Annotated in this window: 18 protein-coding genes and 1 riboswitch; of the genes, 9 read left to right on the plus strand and 9 right to left on the minus strand. The window is 71.9% G+C overall.

Translation table 11 applies throughout. The features are described from left to right. Positions 1-182: 182 nt before the first annotated feature. The 4 genes from pknB to thiO form a co-directional block, all read right to left on the minus strand. Complete coding sequence (gene pknB, locus OG787_RS36970; RefSeq protein ID WP_405538152.1) at positions 183-2,162, minus strand: Stk1 family PASTA domain-containing Ser/Thr kinase; 1,980 nt, start codon at positions 2,160-2,162, stop codon at positions 183-185. A gap of 229 nt (positions 2,163-2,391) precedes the next feature. After that, positions 2,392-3,186, minus strand: a complete 795-nt coding sequence (locus OG787_RS36975) for a thiazole synthase (protein ID WP_369035378.1) — start codon at positions 3,184-3,186, stop codon at positions 2,392-2,394. Between the two features lie 3 nt (positions 3,187-3,189). Next, on the minus strand, positions 3,190-3,390 hold the full coding sequence (gene thiS, locus OG787_RS36980; RefSeq protein ID WP_369035379.1) for a sulfur carrier protein ThiS: 201 nt from the start codon (positions 3,388-3,390) through the stop codon (positions 3,190-3,192). Continuing rightward, positions 3,387-4,559 (minus strand): glycine oxidase ThiO, encoded by a 1,173-nt coding sequence (gene thiO / locus OG787_RS36985; RefSeq protein WP_405538153.1) that lies wholly within the window; start codon positions 4,557-4,559, stop codon positions 3,387-3,389. The genes thiS and thiO overlap by 4 nt, the downstream gene beginning before the upstream one ends. Continuing rightward, positions 4,557-4,668, minus strand: a riboswitch (TPP riboswitch). Its footprint overlaps the gene before it by 3 nt. A gap of 51 nt (positions 4,669-4,719) precedes the next feature. Between thiO and OG787_RS36990 the strand changes: the two genes are divergently transcribed. The 6 genes from OG787_RS36990 to OG787_RS37015 all read left to right on the plus strand — a co-directional run bounded on the left by OG787_RS36990 (position 4,720) and on the right by OG787_RS37015 (position 9,775). Further along, positions 4,720-5,073 (plus strand): hypothetical protein, encoded by a 354-nt coding sequence (locus OG787_RS36990; RefSeq protein WP_405538154.1) that lies wholly within the window; start codon positions 4,720-4,722, stop codon positions 5,071-5,073. Positions 5,074-5,126: 53 nt separating this feature from the next. Continuing rightward, entirely contained in the window at positions 5,127-6,365 is a 1,239-nt protein-coding gene (locus OG787_RS36995) for an NAD(P)/FAD-dependent oxidoreductase (RefSeq protein WP_405538155.1), read from the plus strand. 96 nt (positions 6,366-6,461) lie between these two features. Continuing rightward, positions 6,462-6,833, plus strand: coding sequence for an Rv2175c family DNA-binding protein (locus OG787_RS37000; RefSeq protein WP_369035382.1), 372 nt, complete (start codon positions 6,462-6,464; stop codon positions 6,831-6,833). Positions 6,834-6,935: 102 nt separating this feature from the next. After that, positions 6,936-7,622, plus strand: a complete 687-nt coding sequence (thiE, locus tag OG787_RS37005) for a thiamine phosphate synthase (protein ID WP_369035383.1) — start codon at positions 6,936-6,938, stop codon at positions 7,620-7,622. A 105-nt stretch (positions 7,623-7,727) separates the two neighbouring features. Continuing rightward, positions 7,728-8,651, plus strand: a complete 924-nt coding sequence (gene metF, locus OG787_RS37010) for a methylenetetrahydrofolate reductase [NAD(P)H] (protein WP_369035384.1) — start codon at positions 7,728-7,730, stop codon at positions 8,649-8,651. Positions 8,652-8,707: 56 nt separating this feature from the next. Beyond that, on the plus strand, positions 8,708-9,775 hold the full coding sequence (locus tag OG787_RS37015) for a hypothetical protein (RefSeq protein WP_369035385.1): 1,068 nt from the start codon (positions 8,708-8,710) through the stop codon (positions 9,773-9,775). A gap of 33 nt (positions 9,776-9,808) precedes the next feature. Here OG787_RS37015 and OG787_RS37020 read toward each other — a convergent pair whose 3' ends face one another. From OG787_RS37020 to OG787_RS37040, 5 genes are all read right to left on the minus strand, one after another. Beyond that, positions 9,809-11,317, minus strand: a complete 1,509-nt coding sequence (locus OG787_RS37020) for a phytoene desaturase family protein (protein ID WP_405538158.1) — start codon at positions 11,315-11,317, stop codon at positions 9,809-9,811. A 10-nt stretch (positions 11,318-11,327) separates the two neighbouring features. Then, the gene (locus OG787_RS37025; protein ID WP_369035387.1) at positions 11,328-11,930 is read right to left on the minus strand and encodes a DUF4126 domain-containing protein; all 603 of its coding nucleotides are present in this window, start codon (positions 11,928-11,930) and stop codon (positions 11,328-11,330) included. 404 nt (positions 11,931-12,334) lie between these two features. Further along, positions 12,335-12,964: a TetR/AcrR family transcriptional regulator gene (locus OG787_RS37030; protein ID WP_369035388.1), complete on the minus strand. Its 630-nt coding sequence runs from the start codon at positions 12,962-12,964 to the stop codon at positions 12,335-12,337. A 44-nt stretch (positions 12,965-13,008) separates the two neighbouring features. Next, positions 13,009-15,093, minus strand: coding sequence for a YhgE/Pip family protein (locus OG787_RS37035; protein ID WP_405538159.1), 2,085 nt, complete (start codon positions 15,091-15,093; stop codon positions 13,009-13,011). Continuing rightward, positions 15,065-15,826 carry an ATP-binding cassette domain-containing protein gene (locus tag OG787_RS37040; protein ID WP_405538161.1) on the minus strand — a complete coding sequence of 254 codons (762 nt, stop codon included), beginning with the start codon at positions 15,824-15,826 and terminating at the stop codon, positions 15,065-15,067. The genes OG787_RS37035 and OG787_RS37040 overlap by 29 nt, the downstream gene beginning before the upstream one ends. A gap of 182 nt (positions 15,827-16,008) precedes the next feature. Here OG787_RS37040 and OG787_RS37045 point away from each other — a divergent pair, with 182 nt between their 5' ends. The 3 genes from OG787_RS37045 to OG787_RS37055 all read left to right on the plus strand — a co-directional run bounded on the left by OG787_RS37045 (position 16,009) and on the right by OG787_RS37055 (position 18,180). Further along, entirely contained in the window at positions 16,009-16,584 is a 576-nt protein-coding gene (locus OG787_RS37045; RefSeq protein WP_405538162.1) for an SAV_6107 family HEPN domain-containing protein, read from the plus strand. A 136-nt stretch (positions 16,585-16,720) separates the two neighbouring features. After that, complete coding sequence (locus OG787_RS37050; RefSeq protein ID WP_369035392.1) at positions 16,721-17,491, plus strand: methyltransferase; 771 nt, start codon at positions 16,721-16,723, stop codon at positions 17,489-17,491. Positions 17,492-17,766: 275 nt separating this feature from the next. Beyond that, the gene (locus OG787_RS37055; protein ID WP_369035393.1) at positions 17,767-18,180 is read left to right on the plus strand and encodes a DUF3040 domain-containing protein; all 414 of its coding nucleotides are present in this window, start codon (positions 17,767-17,769) and stop codon (positions 18,178-18,180) included. Positions 18,181-18,277: the final 97 nt, after the last annotated feature.

Here is an 18,277-nt window from a genome sequence, read left to right on the forward strand (position 1 = left end):
TGTCACGCGACGCGGCGCCTCCCGTCGGCGGATGCCTGACACTGACCTCTCGGGGCGCCCGCCATCGCGGCCCCGCCAGGGGGTCCGCCATGGTGGCCGCCGCGATCGGCGCTGCCGTCGCCAGGACACGTCGACCGGGAGCGGGCTGCCCTCCCGCTCCCGGGTGGGGCGCAGATCCGAGGTCAGCGGATCGTGATGGTGATGGTCGACCCCTTGGCGGCGGTCTTGCCACCCTTCACGGACTGCTTCTTCACGGTGTCGCCGAAGAGCCCGAGCAGCCCCCGGTCCTCGTCGACCTGGAACCCGGCCGCTTCCAGGGCCTCCTTGGCGTCGGCGACGCTGTCGCCCACGACATCCGGGACCTCGATCATCTCGGGGCCCTTGGAGATCGTCAGCGTGACCGTGTCGCCCTCGGCCGCCTCCGTGCCGCCCTCGGGCGACTGGACGGCGACCTGCCCCGCCTCGAACTCGTCCGAGGCGACGGTTCCGGTGGCGACCTCGACCTTGAGCCCGGCCTCCTCCAGCTCGGCCTGCGCGTCGGCGAGGGTCGCGCCGGTGACGTCGGCGACCTCCACCGGGCTGCCCTTGCTGACGACGAGGGCGACCGCGGAACCCGCGCGCCGCTCGGTGCCGGGATCAGGGTCGGTGCTGATCACGGAACCCAGGGGCACGTCCTCGCTGAACTCCCGGGTGACCCGCCCCGGCTCCAGACCGGCCCGCTTCAGCTGGGCCCTGGCCCTGTCGAGGCGGTAACCGGCGAGCCGGGGCACCGGCACGGTCTCCGGCCCCAGGGAGACGATGAGGTCCACGGAGTCGTTGTTCCGTATGCGGGCGCCGACGTCAGGGTCGGTGCTGATGACGGTGCCGCGCTCCACGGTGTCGCTGTAGGCCTTGTCGACTTTCCCGAGGTCGAGTCCGGCGTCCGCCAGCCGATCCTCGGCTTGCGCCTGGGTCTGCGCCAGCACCGCCGGGACCTGTGTGAACTGCCCGGAGTTGATGTACCAGACGCCCGCGCCCACACCGAGGACGAGCAGCAGGGCGACGAGGATGGCGAGCGGCGCACGCCGTTTCGGGCTCCGGGGGGCCCGCCGGGAGGGCGGGGCGGACGCCGGGGGAGCGGTGGCCACGGACTCCAGCCGGCTGGTCCGGTTGAACCGCCGCTCGTCGACGGGGGGTTCGTCCTCGTTGACGGGCAGGGGCCGCTGCACGTTCAGGGCCCGCTGCACCGACACCGCGCGCGGGATGACGCTCGTCAGGTCCTCGGCGTTGTCGTGCCCCGAGGCGACGGCCTGCGGCGGTACGGCGTCCAGCTGCTCGGCGTCGAGCGAGCCACGTGTCTCCAGGACCTGCGCGAGCAGCGCCACGGCGTCGTACGGGCGGATGTCGGCGTTGCGCGCGGTGGCCAGGGCGACCAGTTCGTCCAGCTCGAAGGCCAGCCCCGGTACGAGGGCCGACGGCGGCGGCACGTCCTCGTGGAGGTGCTTGTAGAGCACCAGCGCGGGGGAGTCGCCGTAGTGCGGCTGGTCGCCGGTCAGCATCTCGTAGAGGACGATGCCGCAGGCGTACACATCGACCCGGGGATCGGTGGTGCCGGTCTCGATCTGCTCGGGCGCGAGATAGGAGACGGTGCCCATGACGGCACCGGTGGTGTTCGTCACCGTGTCCACGGCGCGCACGAGCCCGAAGTCGGCGACCTTGACCCGCCCGTCGTCCCCTATCAGGACGTTCTCGGGCTTCATGTCGCGGTGCACGAACCCGGCCCGGTGTGCGGCGCCGAGCGCGGCGAGGACGGGCTCCAGGATGTCGAGCGCGGCCCTCGGCTGGAGCGCGCCGCGCTCGCGCAGCACGTCACGCAGGGTGCACCCGGCGATGTACTCCATGGCGAGATAGACGTACGACCCGTCGGCGCCCTGGTCGAAGACCTGCACGACGTTGGGGTGCGCGAGCCGGGCCACGGACTTCGCTTCCCGGATGAACCGCTCGACGAAGGACACGTCGGCCGCGAGCCCCGGATGCATCACCTTGAGGGCGAGCACGCGGTCGAGACGGGTGTCCACGGCCCGGTAGACCGTGGCCATCCCGCCGACCGCGATCCGCGCGTCCACGCGATAGCGGCCGTCGAGCACCTGCCCGACGAGAGGGTCCTGAAGGGTCGTATCCACGCAGGTGAGTGTACGAGCAGACACTGACAAGCCCACGGTTTCACCCAGGAAAGCAGCGGGACTGAAGCCGACCTGTGACGCAGATCGCACGAGCGGAGAGCAGCCGACTGCCACCGAACCGCACCCGCAGCCGCCGATGGCGAGAACCCCCACAGGAGAGGTCCACTGGTTAACGGGCTGGAAACGGGTGGTGCGGGCGGGAAATCAAGGGGGGTGAAACCCAGGGCACCTAAAAACCAGGCCGCTCAGGATCCAACCAGGCAACCCCAGCAACAGGAGACGAAGCCGCAGCGAAGTGCCGCCGAGGAATCCGCCCCGCCAGGTAGGCCAACCGCCCCGCAGAAACCCCGTACCGCATCCCCTCCGCCATCAGCACAGGATCCTGCGCCCGGGTGACAGCAGACGCCAGCATCACCCCCGCACACCCCAACTCCATCGCCAGAGCGACATCGGACGCGGTACCGGCCCCCGCATCCAGAATCACCGGCACACGCGCGTGCTCCACGATCAGCTGAAAGTTGTGCGGGTTACGAATCCCCAGCCCCGACCCGATGGGCGACCCGAGCGGCATCACAGCGGCACACCCCACGTCCTCCAGCTTACGAGCCAGCACCGGGTCGTCGTTCGTGTACGGCAGCACAGTGAACCCGTCCTCCACCAACACCTCCGCCGCGTCCAGCAACTCGACCGGATCCGGCAGCAGCGTCCGCTCGTCGGCGATGACCTCCAGCTTCACCACATCCGTACCGAGCGCCTCCCGCGCCAGCCGAGCCGTCAGCACGGCCTCCCCGGCGGTGAAGCACCCCGCCGTGTTGGGCAGCACCTGGATGCCGAGCCGCTCCAGCACCGACAGCACAGACCCGTGCACCGAGGGATCGACGCGCCGCATCGCGACCGTCGTCAGCTCCGTGCCGGAGGCCACCAGCGCCCGCTCCAGCACATCGAGGCTGGGCGCACCCCCCGTACCCATGATCAGCCGGGACGTGAAGGACGTACCACCGAGGACAAACGGATCGTCGGCCATGGCTCAGCCTCCTTGGACGGCGGTGAGGACTTCGACGCGGTCTCCCTCGGAGAGGCGGGTCGACGACCACCGCGCGCGCGGGACGACGGTTTCGTTGAGCGCGGCGGCCACTCCGGAGGGCGCCGCGGTGAGGGACTTGACCAGGACGTCGAGTGCGGTACCGGGGGAGACCGCGCGCGGCTGGCCGTTGACCAGAACATTCATACGAGCTGCTCCATACGTTCCATGCGTACGGTGTCGAACCGCCGGGGTGTGAAGGCCCGCGCCTCGTCCGGCAGTTCACCGGTGACCAGCGCGTGCGCCAGGGCATCGCCGGTGACCGGCGTCAGCAGCACACCGTTGCGGTAGTGGCCCGTGGCCAGCAGCAGTCCCTCCAGCGCGGTCGGCCCGAGCAGCGGTGCGTTGTCCGGGGACCCGGGGCGCAGCCCGGCCCGCGTCTCCGTCAGCGGCAACTCGGTGATCCCGGGGACGAGTTCATGGGCGTCGCGCAGCAGCTCGTACACGCCGCCCGCCGTGACCGTCGTGTCCCAGCCCAGCTCCTCGCTCGTCGCCCCGACGACCAGCTCGCCGTTCTCGCGCGGCACCAGATAGAGCTGGCTGCCGCGCACCACGGCCCGCACGGTACGGTTCAGGAACGGCGCGTACCGCTCCGGCACGGTCATCCGGACCACCTGCCCCTTGACGGGCCGTACGGGCGGCAGCACGGCCTCAGGGACCCCCGCGAGCCGCCCGCTGAGGCTGCCCCCGGCCAGCACGATCGACCCGGCGGCCAACTCGTCGCCGTCGGAGTCCAGGACCGACACGGCCCGCCCCCGCCGTACGTCGAGCCGCTCGGCCCACGTCCGGCGCAGCACCACCCCGGCCCGCCCGCACGCGTCCACCAGCGCCCCGGCCAGCCGCCGCGGATCGATCTGGTGGTCGCCGTCCACCCGCAGGCCCCCGCGCACGCCCGGCGCGAGCATCGGCTCCAGGCGCCGGCACTCGCGCCCCGAGAGCCACTCCGATTCCAGCCCCGACCGCCGTTGCAGGGCGTGCAGTTCGCGCAGTTCGGCGCGGTCGTCGGCGTCGAGGGCGACGGCGAGGGTGCCGCAGCGGCGGTAGCCGAGGTCGCGGCCGGTCAGTTCGGTCAGCTCGGCCACGAAGTCCGGGTAACGGCGGGCCGACTCCAGGTTCAGCCCGAGCAGGGTCTGTTCGCCGTGGTGCAGTTCCGTGACGGCGGCCAGCATCCCGGCCGCCACCTGCGCGGCCCCACCGCCCGGCGCGGGATCCACGACGGTCGTGGTCAGCCCGCGCTGTGCGGCCCGCCAGGCCGTCACCAGCCCGATGATCCCGCCTCCGACGACAACGACGTCCGAGGTGTGTGTACGCGACATGGGCGTCCAGCCCCTCCCTTCGCCGGCATGACCCGGATCAGGTTCGTACGGTCGGAGGCCGCCAGCCTCCCTCTCAGCCCGGTCCGTCCGGGCTCCCGCGAGTGCTTACGCTGGCCACCCTAGCCCGCAGTGCACCGCACGTGTAAGGGAGCCTCCGCCCATGCCCCGCTCGCTCGACGGTCTCGTCCTCGCCCCGGTCGAAGACCAGGCACCGGGCCAGGTCGGCACGCGAACCCGCTTCACCTACCACGAGAAGGACGGCGAGATCTGGGCCGAGTACGCGGGCGGCGACGTCGTACGCGGCCATCTCGTGGGGACGCGGGAGGGCGACCGGCTCGACTTCCGGTACGTGCAGCTGAAGCAGGACGGGACGACGTCCTCGGGCCACTGTGTCTCCGAGGTGACCGAACTGCCGGACGGGCGGCTGCGGTTGGCGGAGACCTGGGAGTGGGAGTCGCGGCCGGGCAGCGGGACGAGCGTGGTGGAGCAGGTCGAGCGGGCGGGTGTGGAGTAGGTCACGGACCGCGCCCACTGACTGACAATTTGTCAGTTGTCTATGGTGATCGGGTGAGCGAGCAGACGCAGGCACAGGGCGCGCGGGGTGTGTCGCAGCCGCGGCGCGTGGTCGTCGTGGGCGCGGGCATGGCCGGGGTGCAGACCTCGGTGGCCCTGCGCGAGCAGGGGTTCACCGGCACCGTCACCCTGATCGGCGCCGAACCCCATCAGCCGTACGACCGGCCGCCGCTGTCCAAGGCCGTGCTGCTCGGCAAGGCCGAGGGCTCCGCCTTCGACGTCGACTTCGAGGCCCTCGGCATCGAACTGCTGCTCGGGCGAGAGGTGCTGGGCGTCCGCCCCGGCGCACATGAGCTGGACACCGCCGACGGGCCCGTCCCGTACGACGCCCTGGTCCTCGCGACCGGTGCCGAGCCGATCCGCCTGCCGGGCACCGAGGGTGTCCCCGGAGTGCATCTGCTGCGCACCCTCGACGACGCCGAGCGGCTGCGGCCCGTCCTCGCGCGCCAGCACGACATCGTGGTCGTCGGGGCCGGCTGGATCGGCGCCGAGTTCGCCACCGCCGCGCGCGAGGCGGGCTGCGCCGTCACCGTCGTCGAGGCCGCCGACCGGCCGCTCGCGGGCGCCCTGCCCGCCGAGGTGGCCGCGCCGATGGCCGCCTGGTACGCCGACAGCGGCGCCTCGCTGCGCACCCACGCGCGCGTGGCCCGCGTCGAGCCCGGCGCGGTGGTGCTCGACGACGGCGCGCGGCTGCCCGCGGATGCCGTCGTCGTCGGCATCGGGGCCCGCCCGGCCACGGCCTGGCTGGCGGACTCGGGGATCGCCCTGGGGGAGCACCGGGAGGTCGTCGCCGACGACCACCTGCGCACCTCCGCGGCGGACGTCTACGCGGTCGGCGACTGCGCCTCCTTCCCTTCGGGAAGGTACGGCCGACGCCTGCTGGTCCACCACTGGGACAACGCCCTCCAGGGCCCCCGTACGGTCGCCGCGAACATCATCGGGGAGTCCCCCGAGGTCTACGACCCGGTCCCGTACTTCTGGTCGGAGCAGTTCGGCCGCTTCGTCCAGTACGTCGGCCACCACGGCTCCGCCGACACCACCCTGTGGCGCGGCGACCCGACCGGCCCCGCCTGGACGGTCTGCTGGCTGCTGGAGGGCCGTCTGGTCGCCCTGCTGGCCGTGGGCCGCCCCCGGGACCTGGCCCAGGGCCGCCGACTGATCGAGGCGGGCGCTCTCATGGACGCCGAGGCGCTGAGGGACCCGTCCCGGCCGATGAAGGCGGCCACGGCATAGCGCGGCGCGGCTCGACACGGCCTCGACGCGACCGTAACGGCGCAGGTCGGAGGGGTCCGGCTTCCGACTGTCAGTGCGGGATGGCAGGCTTGTCCCGTGACCGAGATTGACGCAAAGATCGATGCTCTCGTCCCCGCCTGGCTCACGCTGCCCGACATCGCGGAAATCCTCGACATCGAGGTGACACGCGTCCGGCAGCTGGTCAAGGAGGGCCAAGTGATCGCCGTACGCCGTGGCGAGAACCGCGCGCTGCACGTCCCCGCCGCCTTCATCGACGGGACCGAGCAGAAGGTCGTCAAGGGCCTCACCGGCACCCTGACGCTCCTGCGGGACGACGGCTTCTCCGACGAAGAGATGCTGGAGTGGCTCTTCACTCCCGACCCCAGCCTGCCCGGCACCCCCGCGCAGGCCCTCAGCGAGAATCGCGGCACGGAGGTGAAGCGCCGCGCCCAGGCGCTCGCCGTCTGATCAGACCAGCCGTTCGGCGCGCGGGCAGGGTCCGTACGCCGCCACACAGGGGCGCGCCCAGGGAGAACACCTCCCATGGGTGCGCCCATGGGGGACACACGTATGCCCGAGACGACCGACACCGTGCCCGGGGCGACCGCCGACGCCGGCACCGCCCGCGCCCGGCTCGCCGACGCCCGGGTCTACCTCTGCACCGACGCCCGCCGACGCCAGGGCGACCTCGCCGAGTTCCTGGACACCGTCCTGGCCGCCGGGGTCGACATCGTGCAACTGCGCGACAAGGGCATGGAGGCCGCCGAGGAGCTGGACCACCTCCAGGTCTTCGCCGACGCCTGCGCCCGGCACGGCAGGCTCCTCGCGGTGAACGACCGCGCGGACGTCGCCCACGCCGCCCGTGCCGACGTACTGCACCTCGGCCAGGGCGACCTGCCCGTCCCGGCGGCCCGCGCGATCCTGGGCCCGGACGTGCTCATAGGCCGCTCCACGCACGCAGAGTCCGAGGCCGCGGCAGCCGCCGTCCAGGAGGGCGTCGACTACTTCTGCACGGGCCCCTGCTGGCCGACCCCCACCAAGCCGGGCCGCCACGCCCCCGGCCTCGACCTGGTCCGGTACACGGCCGGGCGGGCCACCGAGCGCCCCTGGTTCGCCATCGGCGGCATCGACCTCGGCAATCTGGACGAGGTGCTGGAGGCGGGCGCCCGCCGGGTCGTCGTCGTACGGGCGATCACCGAGGCGGACGACCCGGGCGCGGCGGCGACGGAGTTCGCCAAGCGCCTGCGTTCGTCGTAGACGTTCGTCGCGAGGGTGTCCGAGGGGTGGACAACAACCCGACAATCCGGGGCAAATTTCCGCCATCCGGTTGGGGGACCGCCGCCCCCTGACTAACCTTCGGGTATGGCCCTCGGAACCGCGTCCACCAGGACTGACCACGCACGCACTGTGCGTGACATGCTCGCCTCCGGCAAGACCACGTTCTCCTTCGAGTTCTCGGCGCCGAAAACACCCAAGGGCGAACGGAACCTGTGGAACGCGCTCAGGAGGGTCGAGGCGGTCGCCCCGGACTTCGTGTCCGTGACGTACGGCGCCGGCGGGTCGACGCGCGCGGGCACGGTCAAGGAGACCCAGCAGATCGTCTCCGACACGACGCTCACCCCGGTCGCCCACCTCACCGCGGTCAACCACTCCATCGCCGAACTGCGCAATATCATCGGCCAGTACGCCGACGCGGGCATCCGCAACATCCTGGCCGTGCGCGGGGACCCGCCCGGCGACCCGATGGGCGAGTGGGTACCGCACCCGAGCGGTCTGACGTACGCCGCCGAACTCGTGCGCCTCATCAAGGAGTCGGGCGACTTCTGCGTAGGTGTCGCGGCCTTCCCCGAGACGCACCCGCGCTCCCCGGACCGGGACACGGACGTCACGCACTTCGTTGACAAGTGCCGGGCCGGCGCCGACTACGCGATCACCCAGATGTTCTTCCACCCGGAGTCGTATCTGCGGCTGCGTGACGCGGTCGCGGCGGCGGGTTGTCCGACCCCCGTCATCCCCGAGGTCATGCCCGTGACCAGCGTGCGGATGCTGGAGCGGTTGCCGCAGCTCAGCAACGCGGCGATCCCCTCGGCTCTGAAAGAGCGGATCCTCACAGCCAAAGACGACGCGGCGGCTGTACGCTCCATTGGCATCGAGTTCGCCACGGAGTTCTGCGCGCGACTGCTGGCCGAGGGAATCCCCGGACTGCACTTCATTACGCTGAACAACTCCACGGCATCGCTGGAAATCTACGAGAACCTGGGTCTGCACCACCCACAGCGGGCCTAGACCGGCCGCACCGGCGTACGACACACTGCGTAGCGGCCACTGGGAGAGGGGCGTACATGGGCTGGACGGTCCTCTACATCGCGTTCGGCGTCGTCGCGCTGTGGCTGCTCGGCGAAGTGCTGTTGCAGTACAAGGCGCGGCTGCGCTGGCGACTGCTGGCCTTCGTCGGCTTCCTCGGCGTGGTCCTCGGCGTGCTCATCCCGTCGGTGCCGGTCATCGGCCTGGGCGCCGCGGCCTTCGCGGTCGGGCAGACCTACGTCACGCTGTCGTTCCGCAGCGGCTTCTCGGCCGGCTGGGCCGTCGCGGGTCGCCCGGGCTTCCTCGCCCGCTTCGGCAAGGACAAGGACCGTGGCGAGGGGGAGTACAAGGACCCGAGCCTGGAGGTCTCCGACCTCGAAGCGTCCGAGGGCGCGTACGCGCCGGGCAACGGCACCGACGCGGCCTTCCCCAGCACCTCCGCCGACGGCTTCGGGAACGACGCCTACGACACCGGTGCCGGAACGTACCGCCAGAGCGAGGACTTCGACCGCGACTACGACCGGGACGACGTCTTCACCCCGGCCCGCTCCGGCCGGCCCATGGCCGCCGACAGCGCGGCCGTCTACGAACCGCAGCCCCTCCCCGACGACACCGGCTCGTACGGCATATACAGCGATGCCGCCTACGCGGCGGCGACCGGCCAGGACCAGTCCTACGCGGGCGCGGGCCAGGACCAGTCGTACGCGACGGCGGCCCAGGGCACCGACCAGAACTACGGGTACGACGGCTACACGGGCTACGACCAGCAGCAGTACGGCTACGACGCCTCGGGCCAGCAGCAGTACGCCGCCTACTCCGACCCGTACATCGGCCAGGGCTACGGCGGCACCTCGTACGACGCCGGCTACGACCAGCAGCAGTACGGCCAGCAGGGCTACACCCAGGACCAGTACGGCAACGGCGGCTACGGCGAGACTCCGGGGAACGGCGTCTGGGTCCCGCAGCAGCGCAACACCGACGACCCGCTGTTCGGCGGTGAACTCCCGCCGGAGCAGCAGTACTACCAGGACAACGGCGACGGCCAGGGCAACGGCAACGGGCAGACGCACGGGAACGGGTACGACGAGCAGCAGTACCGCTTCTGAGGACCGCTGCCCTGTCGGGGCGCGTTCATGGGCTCACTGCGAGCCCATGAAGTCCGGTCCCTCCACGATCAGCCCCGCCACCAGCGCGCCCGACATCCCCGCGTGCGGCAGCCCGCCTCCCGGGTGCGACCAGCCGCCCACGCGGTACAGCCCCGGCAGCCGGGTGCTGTTGGCGGGATGCAGGAAGTCGCCCTTCCCGCTGGCGAGGGACGGTGCCGGAACGCCCCCGAGGAAGGCGCCCGTCTCGTCCGCGCTCCGGCCGGGTGTCCGGATCTCCCGCCACAGGACGCGTTCGCGCAGCCCGGGGACGGCTGTCCCGGCCGCGTCGATCATCAGTTCCGCGAAGCGTTCCGCCGAACCGTCCGCCGTCCAGTCGCCCTTGGGCGGTGCCACCGCCGTCAGGACCACGGACTCGTGCTCCGCGTCGGGCCTCAGCGCGGGATCGTCGGGCCGCAGCACGGTGACGGTGGGCGTCACCGGGCCGTGTCCCTCCCCGCCGACCCAGTCCAACTCGGCCTCGCGGCCGGGCGTGTGCACGACCGTGCGATGTGCCGTACCCGCCTCACAGGCCCCGCGCAGGGCCAGCAGCACGGTGAACGTGCCCGGCGACGGCGTCGACGTGTCGGAGATCACATCGCCCTCCTCGTCGAGCACATGCTCCGTCAGCCCCCTCAGCCGTACGGGGTCCACGCCCGCGACGACATGGTCGGCCTCCGTCACCGTGCCGTCGGCCAGAACGACCCCCGCCGCCCGGCCGTCCTTCTCGACGATGCCCGTGACCTCGGCGCCGAAGACGAACTCGACCCGCCGGTCCAGACACCGCTCGTACACCGCACGCGCCAACTCCCGGATACCGCCCCGGACATACCAGGTGCCGAAGGCGTGCTCCATGTACGGCAGCACGGCCGCGCTCGCCGGGGTGTCCCGGGGATCGAGGCCGAACGCCAGGGCGTGGCTCTCCAGGAGGGCGGCCAGCCGGGGGTCGCGCAGCTCCCAGGCGCCGATCTCGGCGAGGGTGCCGGCCCGACGGGTGCGCAGCAGCCGCTTGTGGGGGACTGCCGGATAGGGCTCGCGCTCGGCCAGCACCTGCCAGTCGGTCCACAAGGGCTCCTCCAGGAGGGGCCTGCGGGTGCGGTCCCAGGCCTCGCGCGCCCTGACCAGGAAGTCGCCCCAGCGGTCGCCCGCTCCGGCCCCGAGAGCCGCGTCCAGGGCCTGGACGACGCCCGCGCGGGACGCGTTCGGCACGGAGACCGCCGTACCGTCCGGGAAGACGTGCCGCGCGGATGGGTCGACCTGGACCAGCTCGACGCAGTCCTCCAGGGGTTGCTTGCCGGTCTTGACGAACAGGTCGCGGTAGACCGCGGGCAGGGTGAACAGCCCCGGACCCGTGTCGAACGAGAAGCCGTCGCGCTCGACGCGGCGCACCGCTCCGCCGTACTTCTCCCCACGCTCGTACACCGCCACCCTGTGACCCGCGACGGCCAGCCGGGCAGCGGCCGCCATCGCGCCCATGCCGGCGCCGATCACCGCAACTTGTGCCATGCCAGGGACTTTATCCGCCCCCACTGACAAGCCGTCTCTCCTCGCGCCGCTGGGCCCGGCGCCGCAGGAACCGTCTGATCCGGGAGACGAGGAAGAACAGCACGACCAGCCCGGCGAGCAGCAGTGTGCCCGCGATGACCGCCGCCGCCTCCGGGTGGAACATCGCGAACGTCACGATGCCGCCGACCCCGAGATCCTCGGCGAAGCTCACGATCACGTTGCTGAAGGGCTCCGGCGAGGTGTTGACCGCCATCCGCGTCCCGGCCTTGACCGCGTGACTGGCCAGCGCCGTCGAACCGCCGATCGCGCCCGCCGCCAGATCGGACAGCGAACCGCTCTGCCCGGCCAGCAGCGCCCCGACGACGGCCCCGGAGACCGGTCGGATCACGGTGTGCGCCGCGTCCCACATCGAGTCGACGTACGGGATCTTGTCGGCGACCGCCTCGCACAGGAACAGCACGCCCGCCGCGACGAGCACCTCGGGCCGTTGCAGCGACTCGGGCACCTCGTCCGTCAGCCCGGTCGCGCCGAAGAAACCGAGGAGCAGCACCACCGCGTACGCGTTGACACCGCTGGCCCAGCCACTCGTGAAGACCAATGGGAGTACGGACACGCCCGCGATCGTAACCACTCGGCAACGGCGCGTCCTGGGGATGAGTGCGCAGTGCTGAGTACACGTACCTAGGGGAAGAGATGAGTACGCGCACGGATGGGCCGCGACCTGCGGGAACGAGAGAGTGGAGACACGGAAAGGGGCACGGCTCCGGTACCGCCGACACGGGGCGGCGGAACGGTGCCGACGCCCTGGACCGCTCCTTCCGCCGATCCGTCGGCGGGAGCGAGACACCGGGGGACCCGGGGAAGCGACCGCACGGGGGCCAACGGGGGAAAACGGGGGAACGGGGAAAACGGGGGAGCAGGAAGGAAGCGCCGGTTCGAGGTGGCCCGCGGGGGACGCGGCCACATCGGACCGGCGCTTTCCTGTGCGCCCAGACCCGATGTGCCCGACCCGCTCGCTCAGCGGTTGCCGCCCACCCGCCCCTGGAGCAGCCGGGACAGTGCCGAGTGGACGTCGTCCAGGGAGCGTTCCGGCTGGAAGGACTGCCAGTCCAGGGCGGCGACCAGGACCATGCCGACCAGGGCCGCCGCGGTCAGCGGGACGTCGATCTCGTCGCTCAGCTCGCCGCCCGCCACCCCCTCGCGCAGGACGCCCTCGACGACCGCCACCGCCTGCTGTCTGACCACCATCAGGGTCGACTGCCAGCTCCGGTTGGTGCGCCACAGCTCGGCCACGTAGAGCTGGGTGAAGGCCGGGTAGCGGCTGATGAATTCGAGCCCGGCCCGGATCATCGCGTCCAGGGCGTCGACCTTGGTGCCGCCGTCCCGTTCGGTCTGCTCCGCTGCCTCCCGCAGGGAGGCGGTGAGGAGTTCCACGCCGTGCCGCAGCAACTCCTCGAAGAGGACGGACTTGCTAGCGAAGTTGTAGTAGACCGTGCCCTTGGCGACCCCGGCCCGCTCGGCGATCTCGTCCACCGTGGTGGCGGAGAAGCCCTGTTCGGCGATGAGCGTGACGGCGGCCTCGTAGAGCTTCTGCCGGGTGGCCTCGCGGCGTGTACTGCCGCCCGACGGGGTGCTGCTGCGTTCCATGGACCTGATTCTCACAGGAACATCGGCCAGGTGCTGACGAGTTGTCACAGGCTCAGCTCCGGGTGCAGCCGGTCCAGGGTCCACACCTGCCTGCGCCGGGCCGACACCGCGGTCAGCGCCAGGGCGCCCGCCGTGAACGCGGCCAGCACCGCACACGCCTGCCACACCGGGCCGAGCCCACCGCCCGTGATGAGCCTGCGCAGGGCCTCGACGACGTAGCTCATCGGCATGAAGGGATGGATCGCGTTGAAGAAGTCGGGGCTTGTCTGCACGGGATAGGTGCCGCCCGCGGACGTCAACTGGAGCATCAGGAAGGCGAGTACGAGAATCCGGCCCGCCGCCCCGAAGCGCGCGTTCAGCCACTGGACGATCGCCGCGAAACACGCCGTGACCAGGAACAGGAAGCCCACCGTCCCGGCCGCCCGCACCATCTCCAGACCGATCGCCCAGTGCAGTACGGACATCAGGGCCACCGTCTGGAGCACGCCCAGGGCGGCCACCGGCAGCCAGCCCGCCAGCGTGATCCGCCAGGCCGAGGCACCCGTGGCGAGCGCCCGCCGGTTGAGCGGCGGGATCAGCATGTAGGCGACCATCGCGCCGACCCACAAGGACAGCGGGATGAAGTACGGGGCGAACCCGGTGCCGTAGTTGGGCGCCTTGTGCAGGTCCTGGGAGGCGAGTCGGACCGGGTCGGACATCACCTCGGTGCGCGCGTCGCGGTCCTGGCGGTCGTAGTCGGGGATCTGCGCGGCGCCGTCGTGCAGTCCGCCGGCGAGCTTCCCGGAGCCGTCGACGAGCTTGAACATGCCTCCGGAGAGCGTGTCCGCGCCTGCCTTGAGGTCGCCGACGCCCGTGTCCAGGGCGACCGCGCCGGTCTTGGCGGTGGAGAGCCCGGTGTGCAGCTTCTTCGCCCCCGCGGCGACCTGTGCGGCCCCTTCGTTCAGCTCGTCGACCTTGCGGACGGCGTCGTCGAGGTCCTCGGAGAGACGCGGGGCGCGGTCGGCGAGCGCCTGGGCCTGCTTCTGGAGGGTGGCGAGGTGCTGGTCAAGTTTGTCCAGATCGCCGTTCTGGTCGGCGATCAGCGTGTCGACGTCGTCGGCGACCGTCGCCACGTCCGCCGCGGCCTGCCGGGCCTTCTTCAGGTCGGCACACGCGGCATCGGGCAGCACCGCGGTCTCGCAGCGCGCCCTGTAGACCCCGTCCAGGGTGTCGGAGGCCGCGTGGGCGCCCTCGGCGGCGGCCGGGGCGGCCTTCACCAGGGTGCCGAGGTTGCGCCGGACCGTACCGGCCGAGTCGGCGACCAGCCGAGCGGTGTCCCCAATGGTCTTCTCGTTGTCCCTGAGGAAGGGCCCCAGCCGGTCCGTGACCCCGTGGACCCTGTCGGCGAGCGTCCGCGTGCCCGCCGCGACCTGCCGTGAACCGTCCGCCAGATCGCCCGCGCCCGTGTCGAGCTTCTTCAGCCCGGTGACCAGCTTGCCGCTGCCCGTCTCGGCGTCCTTCAGCCCGTCGGCGAGGTCCTTGGACCCCTGCTCGGCCTTGTCGATGCCACCCGTGAGCGTGTCGGCGCCCTCGGCGGCCTTCACGGTCTCCCCGTGGATGTCGGAGAACGAGACGAAGATCTTGTCCAGGAACGATCGCGACGCCTTCGTGGAGGCGGCCGTGCGCACCTCGCCGAACACCGTCCGGGAGATCTGCCCGACGATGTAGTTGTTGGCGTCGTTCGTCCGCACCTGGAGCGCGCCCGTCTCCGGGGAGTCGCCCGAACTGGACGCGATCCGCGCGCTGAAGTCGGCCGGCATGGTCAGCGACAGGTAGTACGTGCCGTCCTCGACGCCCTCCCGGGCCTCCGCCGCGCTCACCTCGTGCCACTCGAAGGTGTCACTGTCGCGCAGCCCCTTGACGATGTCGGCACCGGCGGCGAGCTTCTTCCCGGCGACGCTCGCCCCCTTGTCGTCGTTCACGAGCGCCACGGGGATCCGGTCGAGCCTGCCGTAGGGGTCCCAGAAGGACCACAGGTACAGGGCGCCGTACAGCAGCGGCAGCAGCAGGAGCGAGGCCAGGGCCGCGCGCGGGAGCCTGCCCCGGCCGAAACGCCTCAGCTCAAGCGCGGCCAGTCGCGGGGAGCGCATCCACCGTCTCCTTCTCGTGAGTCTCCGTCGGTTTCCCCTGGGGCGCCGTCGACACGACGACCGCCCCTTCGGGAGCCTCGCTGCACACCGCCACGACGGTCGTCCCGGCCTCGGCGAGGGACCGCAACAGCGCCCACACCTCGGCCCGTTCGGCGTCCGACAGTTTCAGGTCGCTGTCGTCCACCCCCAGCAGCCGAGGCCCGCCGACCAGCGCCAGCGCCACGGACAGCCGCAGCGCCTCCAGCCGCTCCAGATCGCGTACGGCGGTCCGGGAGCCCCTGGGCAGGGCCGCGAGGTCGAGACCGGCGGCCGTCAGCGCGGTGTCCACGCGCAGCCTCGTCTCGCCCGCCCGTTCCGCCCGTGGCCGCAGCAGCCCCCGCAGGGAACCGCCGAACCGGCGCTCCAGCAGCGCCCGTTCCCGCAGGTGCTCCCCGACGGTCAGGGCGGGGTCCAGGTCGGTGACACCGGGGACGTGCGCGAGCGCGCCGGCACGACGTACCGCCGCCAACTGCTTGGGCAGGCTCCACTCGCCGATCGTGGCCGACCCCTCGGTGGCCCTCATCCGGCCCGTGAGCGCGAGCAGCAGGCAGGTGCGCCCGGATCCGGACGGCCCCTCCACCGCGATCAGCGAGCCGGGCTCCGCGTCGAAGGACACCTCACGGAACGCCCAGCCGCGAGGCCCCTTGAGCCCGAGGCCCCGGGCGGTCACCCCGAGCCCGTGCGGACCGTCCACAGCTCCCCCAAATTCTCTGCGCCGATATTTTTGCACTGACTGGTCAGTGCAAAAACTAACTCGAACCTTCGATCGAAGCAAAAGACCAGGTCAGAACGGATTGTCAGTGGCATACCTCACGATGGGCACATACGGCACCTCCCGTCGGGACGGGCCGTCACACAGACGACAGGAGGTTCGTCATGGCCAGCTCGAACGCAGCCGCCGCCCGTCGGCGCCGCGCCCCCGGCCCTGCCCCCTCACTGACCGGACCGGCGGGCGACGTGCACCCCGTGCTCCGCCGGGCCACGGCCCCGCCCGCCGCCCTCGACCTGCTCGCCCAGGCCCGCGCCGGACTCGACGAGGCCGCCGCCCTGGAGACCGCGAACGAGCGGTACGCCACCGCCCACCTCGCCGCCCTGCGCACCGCCGCCGCGGTGCTCGCCGCCCGGGGCCGCTCCGAACCCACCTCCAGGCGCCGCGCACGCATCCGCAGCGCCTGGGAGGTGCTCCCCGAGATAGCCCCCGAACTCGCCGAGTGGAGCGTGCTGTTCGCCTCCGGCGCCCGCCGCCGGGCCCGCGCCGAGGCGGGCATCCAGGGCGCGGCCAGCAACCGCGACGCCGACGACCTGATACGCGACGTGGCGATGTTCCTGCGCCTCGTCGAGCGGATGCTCGTCCTCCAGCCGGTGCTTCCACAGCCCCGCCAGGACCCGGAAACGCCCCCGGAGCCGGGCCGCCGACAGGACGAGGACCGGGACGTCCCGGACGCGGGCTGAGACGGATGACCGGGTATGTCACCGGAGGCAATAGGGTGGGGAAGTCGCAGCCTTTCCGCAGCCCACCGGGGCCGGGAAGGCGCCCCGTTTCGCTCCGCCGCACAAGTGGCGGTGCCGCGTCGAGGAGTCAACTGCCGTGTCGGACCCGATGCGCCCCCGCGCTTCTCTCCGTACAGCCGTGGTCTGGGATGTCCTTCAGGACGCCCTGGAGCGGCAGGTCAAAACCACGGGGCGCGAGTCGCTGGACGTCCTCGACACCGGAGGCGGCAGCGGCAACTTCGCGGTGCCCGTCGCCCGCCTCGGCCACCGTGTCACCGTCGTCGACCCCAGCCCCAACGCGCTCTTCGCACTGGAGCGCCGGGCCGCCGAGGCCGGCGTCGCCGACCGCGTCCGGGGCGTCCAGGGCGACGCCCACGGTCTCTTCGACGTGGTCGAGCGCGGCGGCTACGACGCGGTGCTCTGCCACGGCGTCCTGGAGTACGTGGACGACCCCGCCGAGGGCGTCCGCAACGTGGTGGCCGCCCTGCGCCCCGAGGGCGTCCTCAGCCTGCTCGCCGCCGGCCTCGGCGGCGCCGTGCTCGCGCGGGCCCTCGCCGGGCACTTCAAGGAGGCCATGCGGGCGCTCGACGACCCGAACGGCCGCTGGGGCGAGGGTGACCCCGTACCCCACCGTTTCACCACCGAACAGCTCACGTCGCTCGTCGAGGGCGCGGGCCTGAGCGTGGGCGCCGTGCACGGTGTGCGGATCTTCGCCGACCTGGTGCCCGGTGTCCTCGTGGACACCGAGCCGGGAGCCCTGGACGCCCTGCTGAAACTGGAGGCCGCGGTGGCCGAGCAGGCCGCGTTCCACTCCGTGGCCACGCAGCTTCACGTGCTCGGCGAGACGCCGGGTGCCGCCGAGGTCTGAGCCCCCTGCGGCGGCGGACCGCTGATCAGGGGCTCGGCCGCACATGGAGTACGCCACAGGCCCCCCGATCGGGCGCCCGGAGCCGTATGATCGAGGGAGACCGCTCGGCATGACGGGCCGGTTGCTGGGGAATGAACGCTTCAGCGAACCGGGACGGCCATGGCGGATTCCGGTTGCCAATTGGCGTAGAGGGGCGGGTTTCACGGGGGCGATTCCCTGCCTATCCTGAAGGGGACCCCCGGTCGCCCCGGCGACTGCACGATGAGGAGGACTCCGTGCCGCTCTCGGAGCACGAGCAGCGAATGCTTGAGCAGATGGAGCGAGCGCTGTACGCCGAAGACCCCAAGTTCGCGACAGCGCTTGAGGGAAGCGGGCTGCGCACGTACACCCGGCGACGGGTGTATCAGGCGGTCGCTGGATTCCTCGTGGGTATCGCGCTCCTCATGGCCGGAATGGTCGCACAGCAGATTTGGGTCAGCGTGGTGGGGTTCCTCGTCATGCTGGGCTGTGCGGTCCTGGCCGTGACAGGTTGGCGCAAGGCCCCCAAGCCGGGTGAACAGCCCGCCGCGGGTGCCGCCGCCCCCGGAGCCCCGCACGCTCGCCGTCAGGGTCGGCAGCGGCGCTCCATGATGGACCGCATCGAAGAGCGCTGGCAGCGGCGCCGTGACGAACAGCAGGGTGGCCAGTAGCCCTCAGGGGTGCTGAACCCGGCATCGAGACGTGAATGGCCGGTGGCCCGAAACCCCCAGGGGTTTCGGGCCACCGGCCATTCCGGCCTCCGGGCTG

The sequence above is a fragment of the Streptomyces sp. NBC_00075 genome (genome assembly GCF_045041225.1).
Classification (GTDB): Bacteria; Actinomycetota; Actinomycetes; order Streptomycetales; family Streptomycetaceae; genus Streptomyces; species Streptomyces adonidis.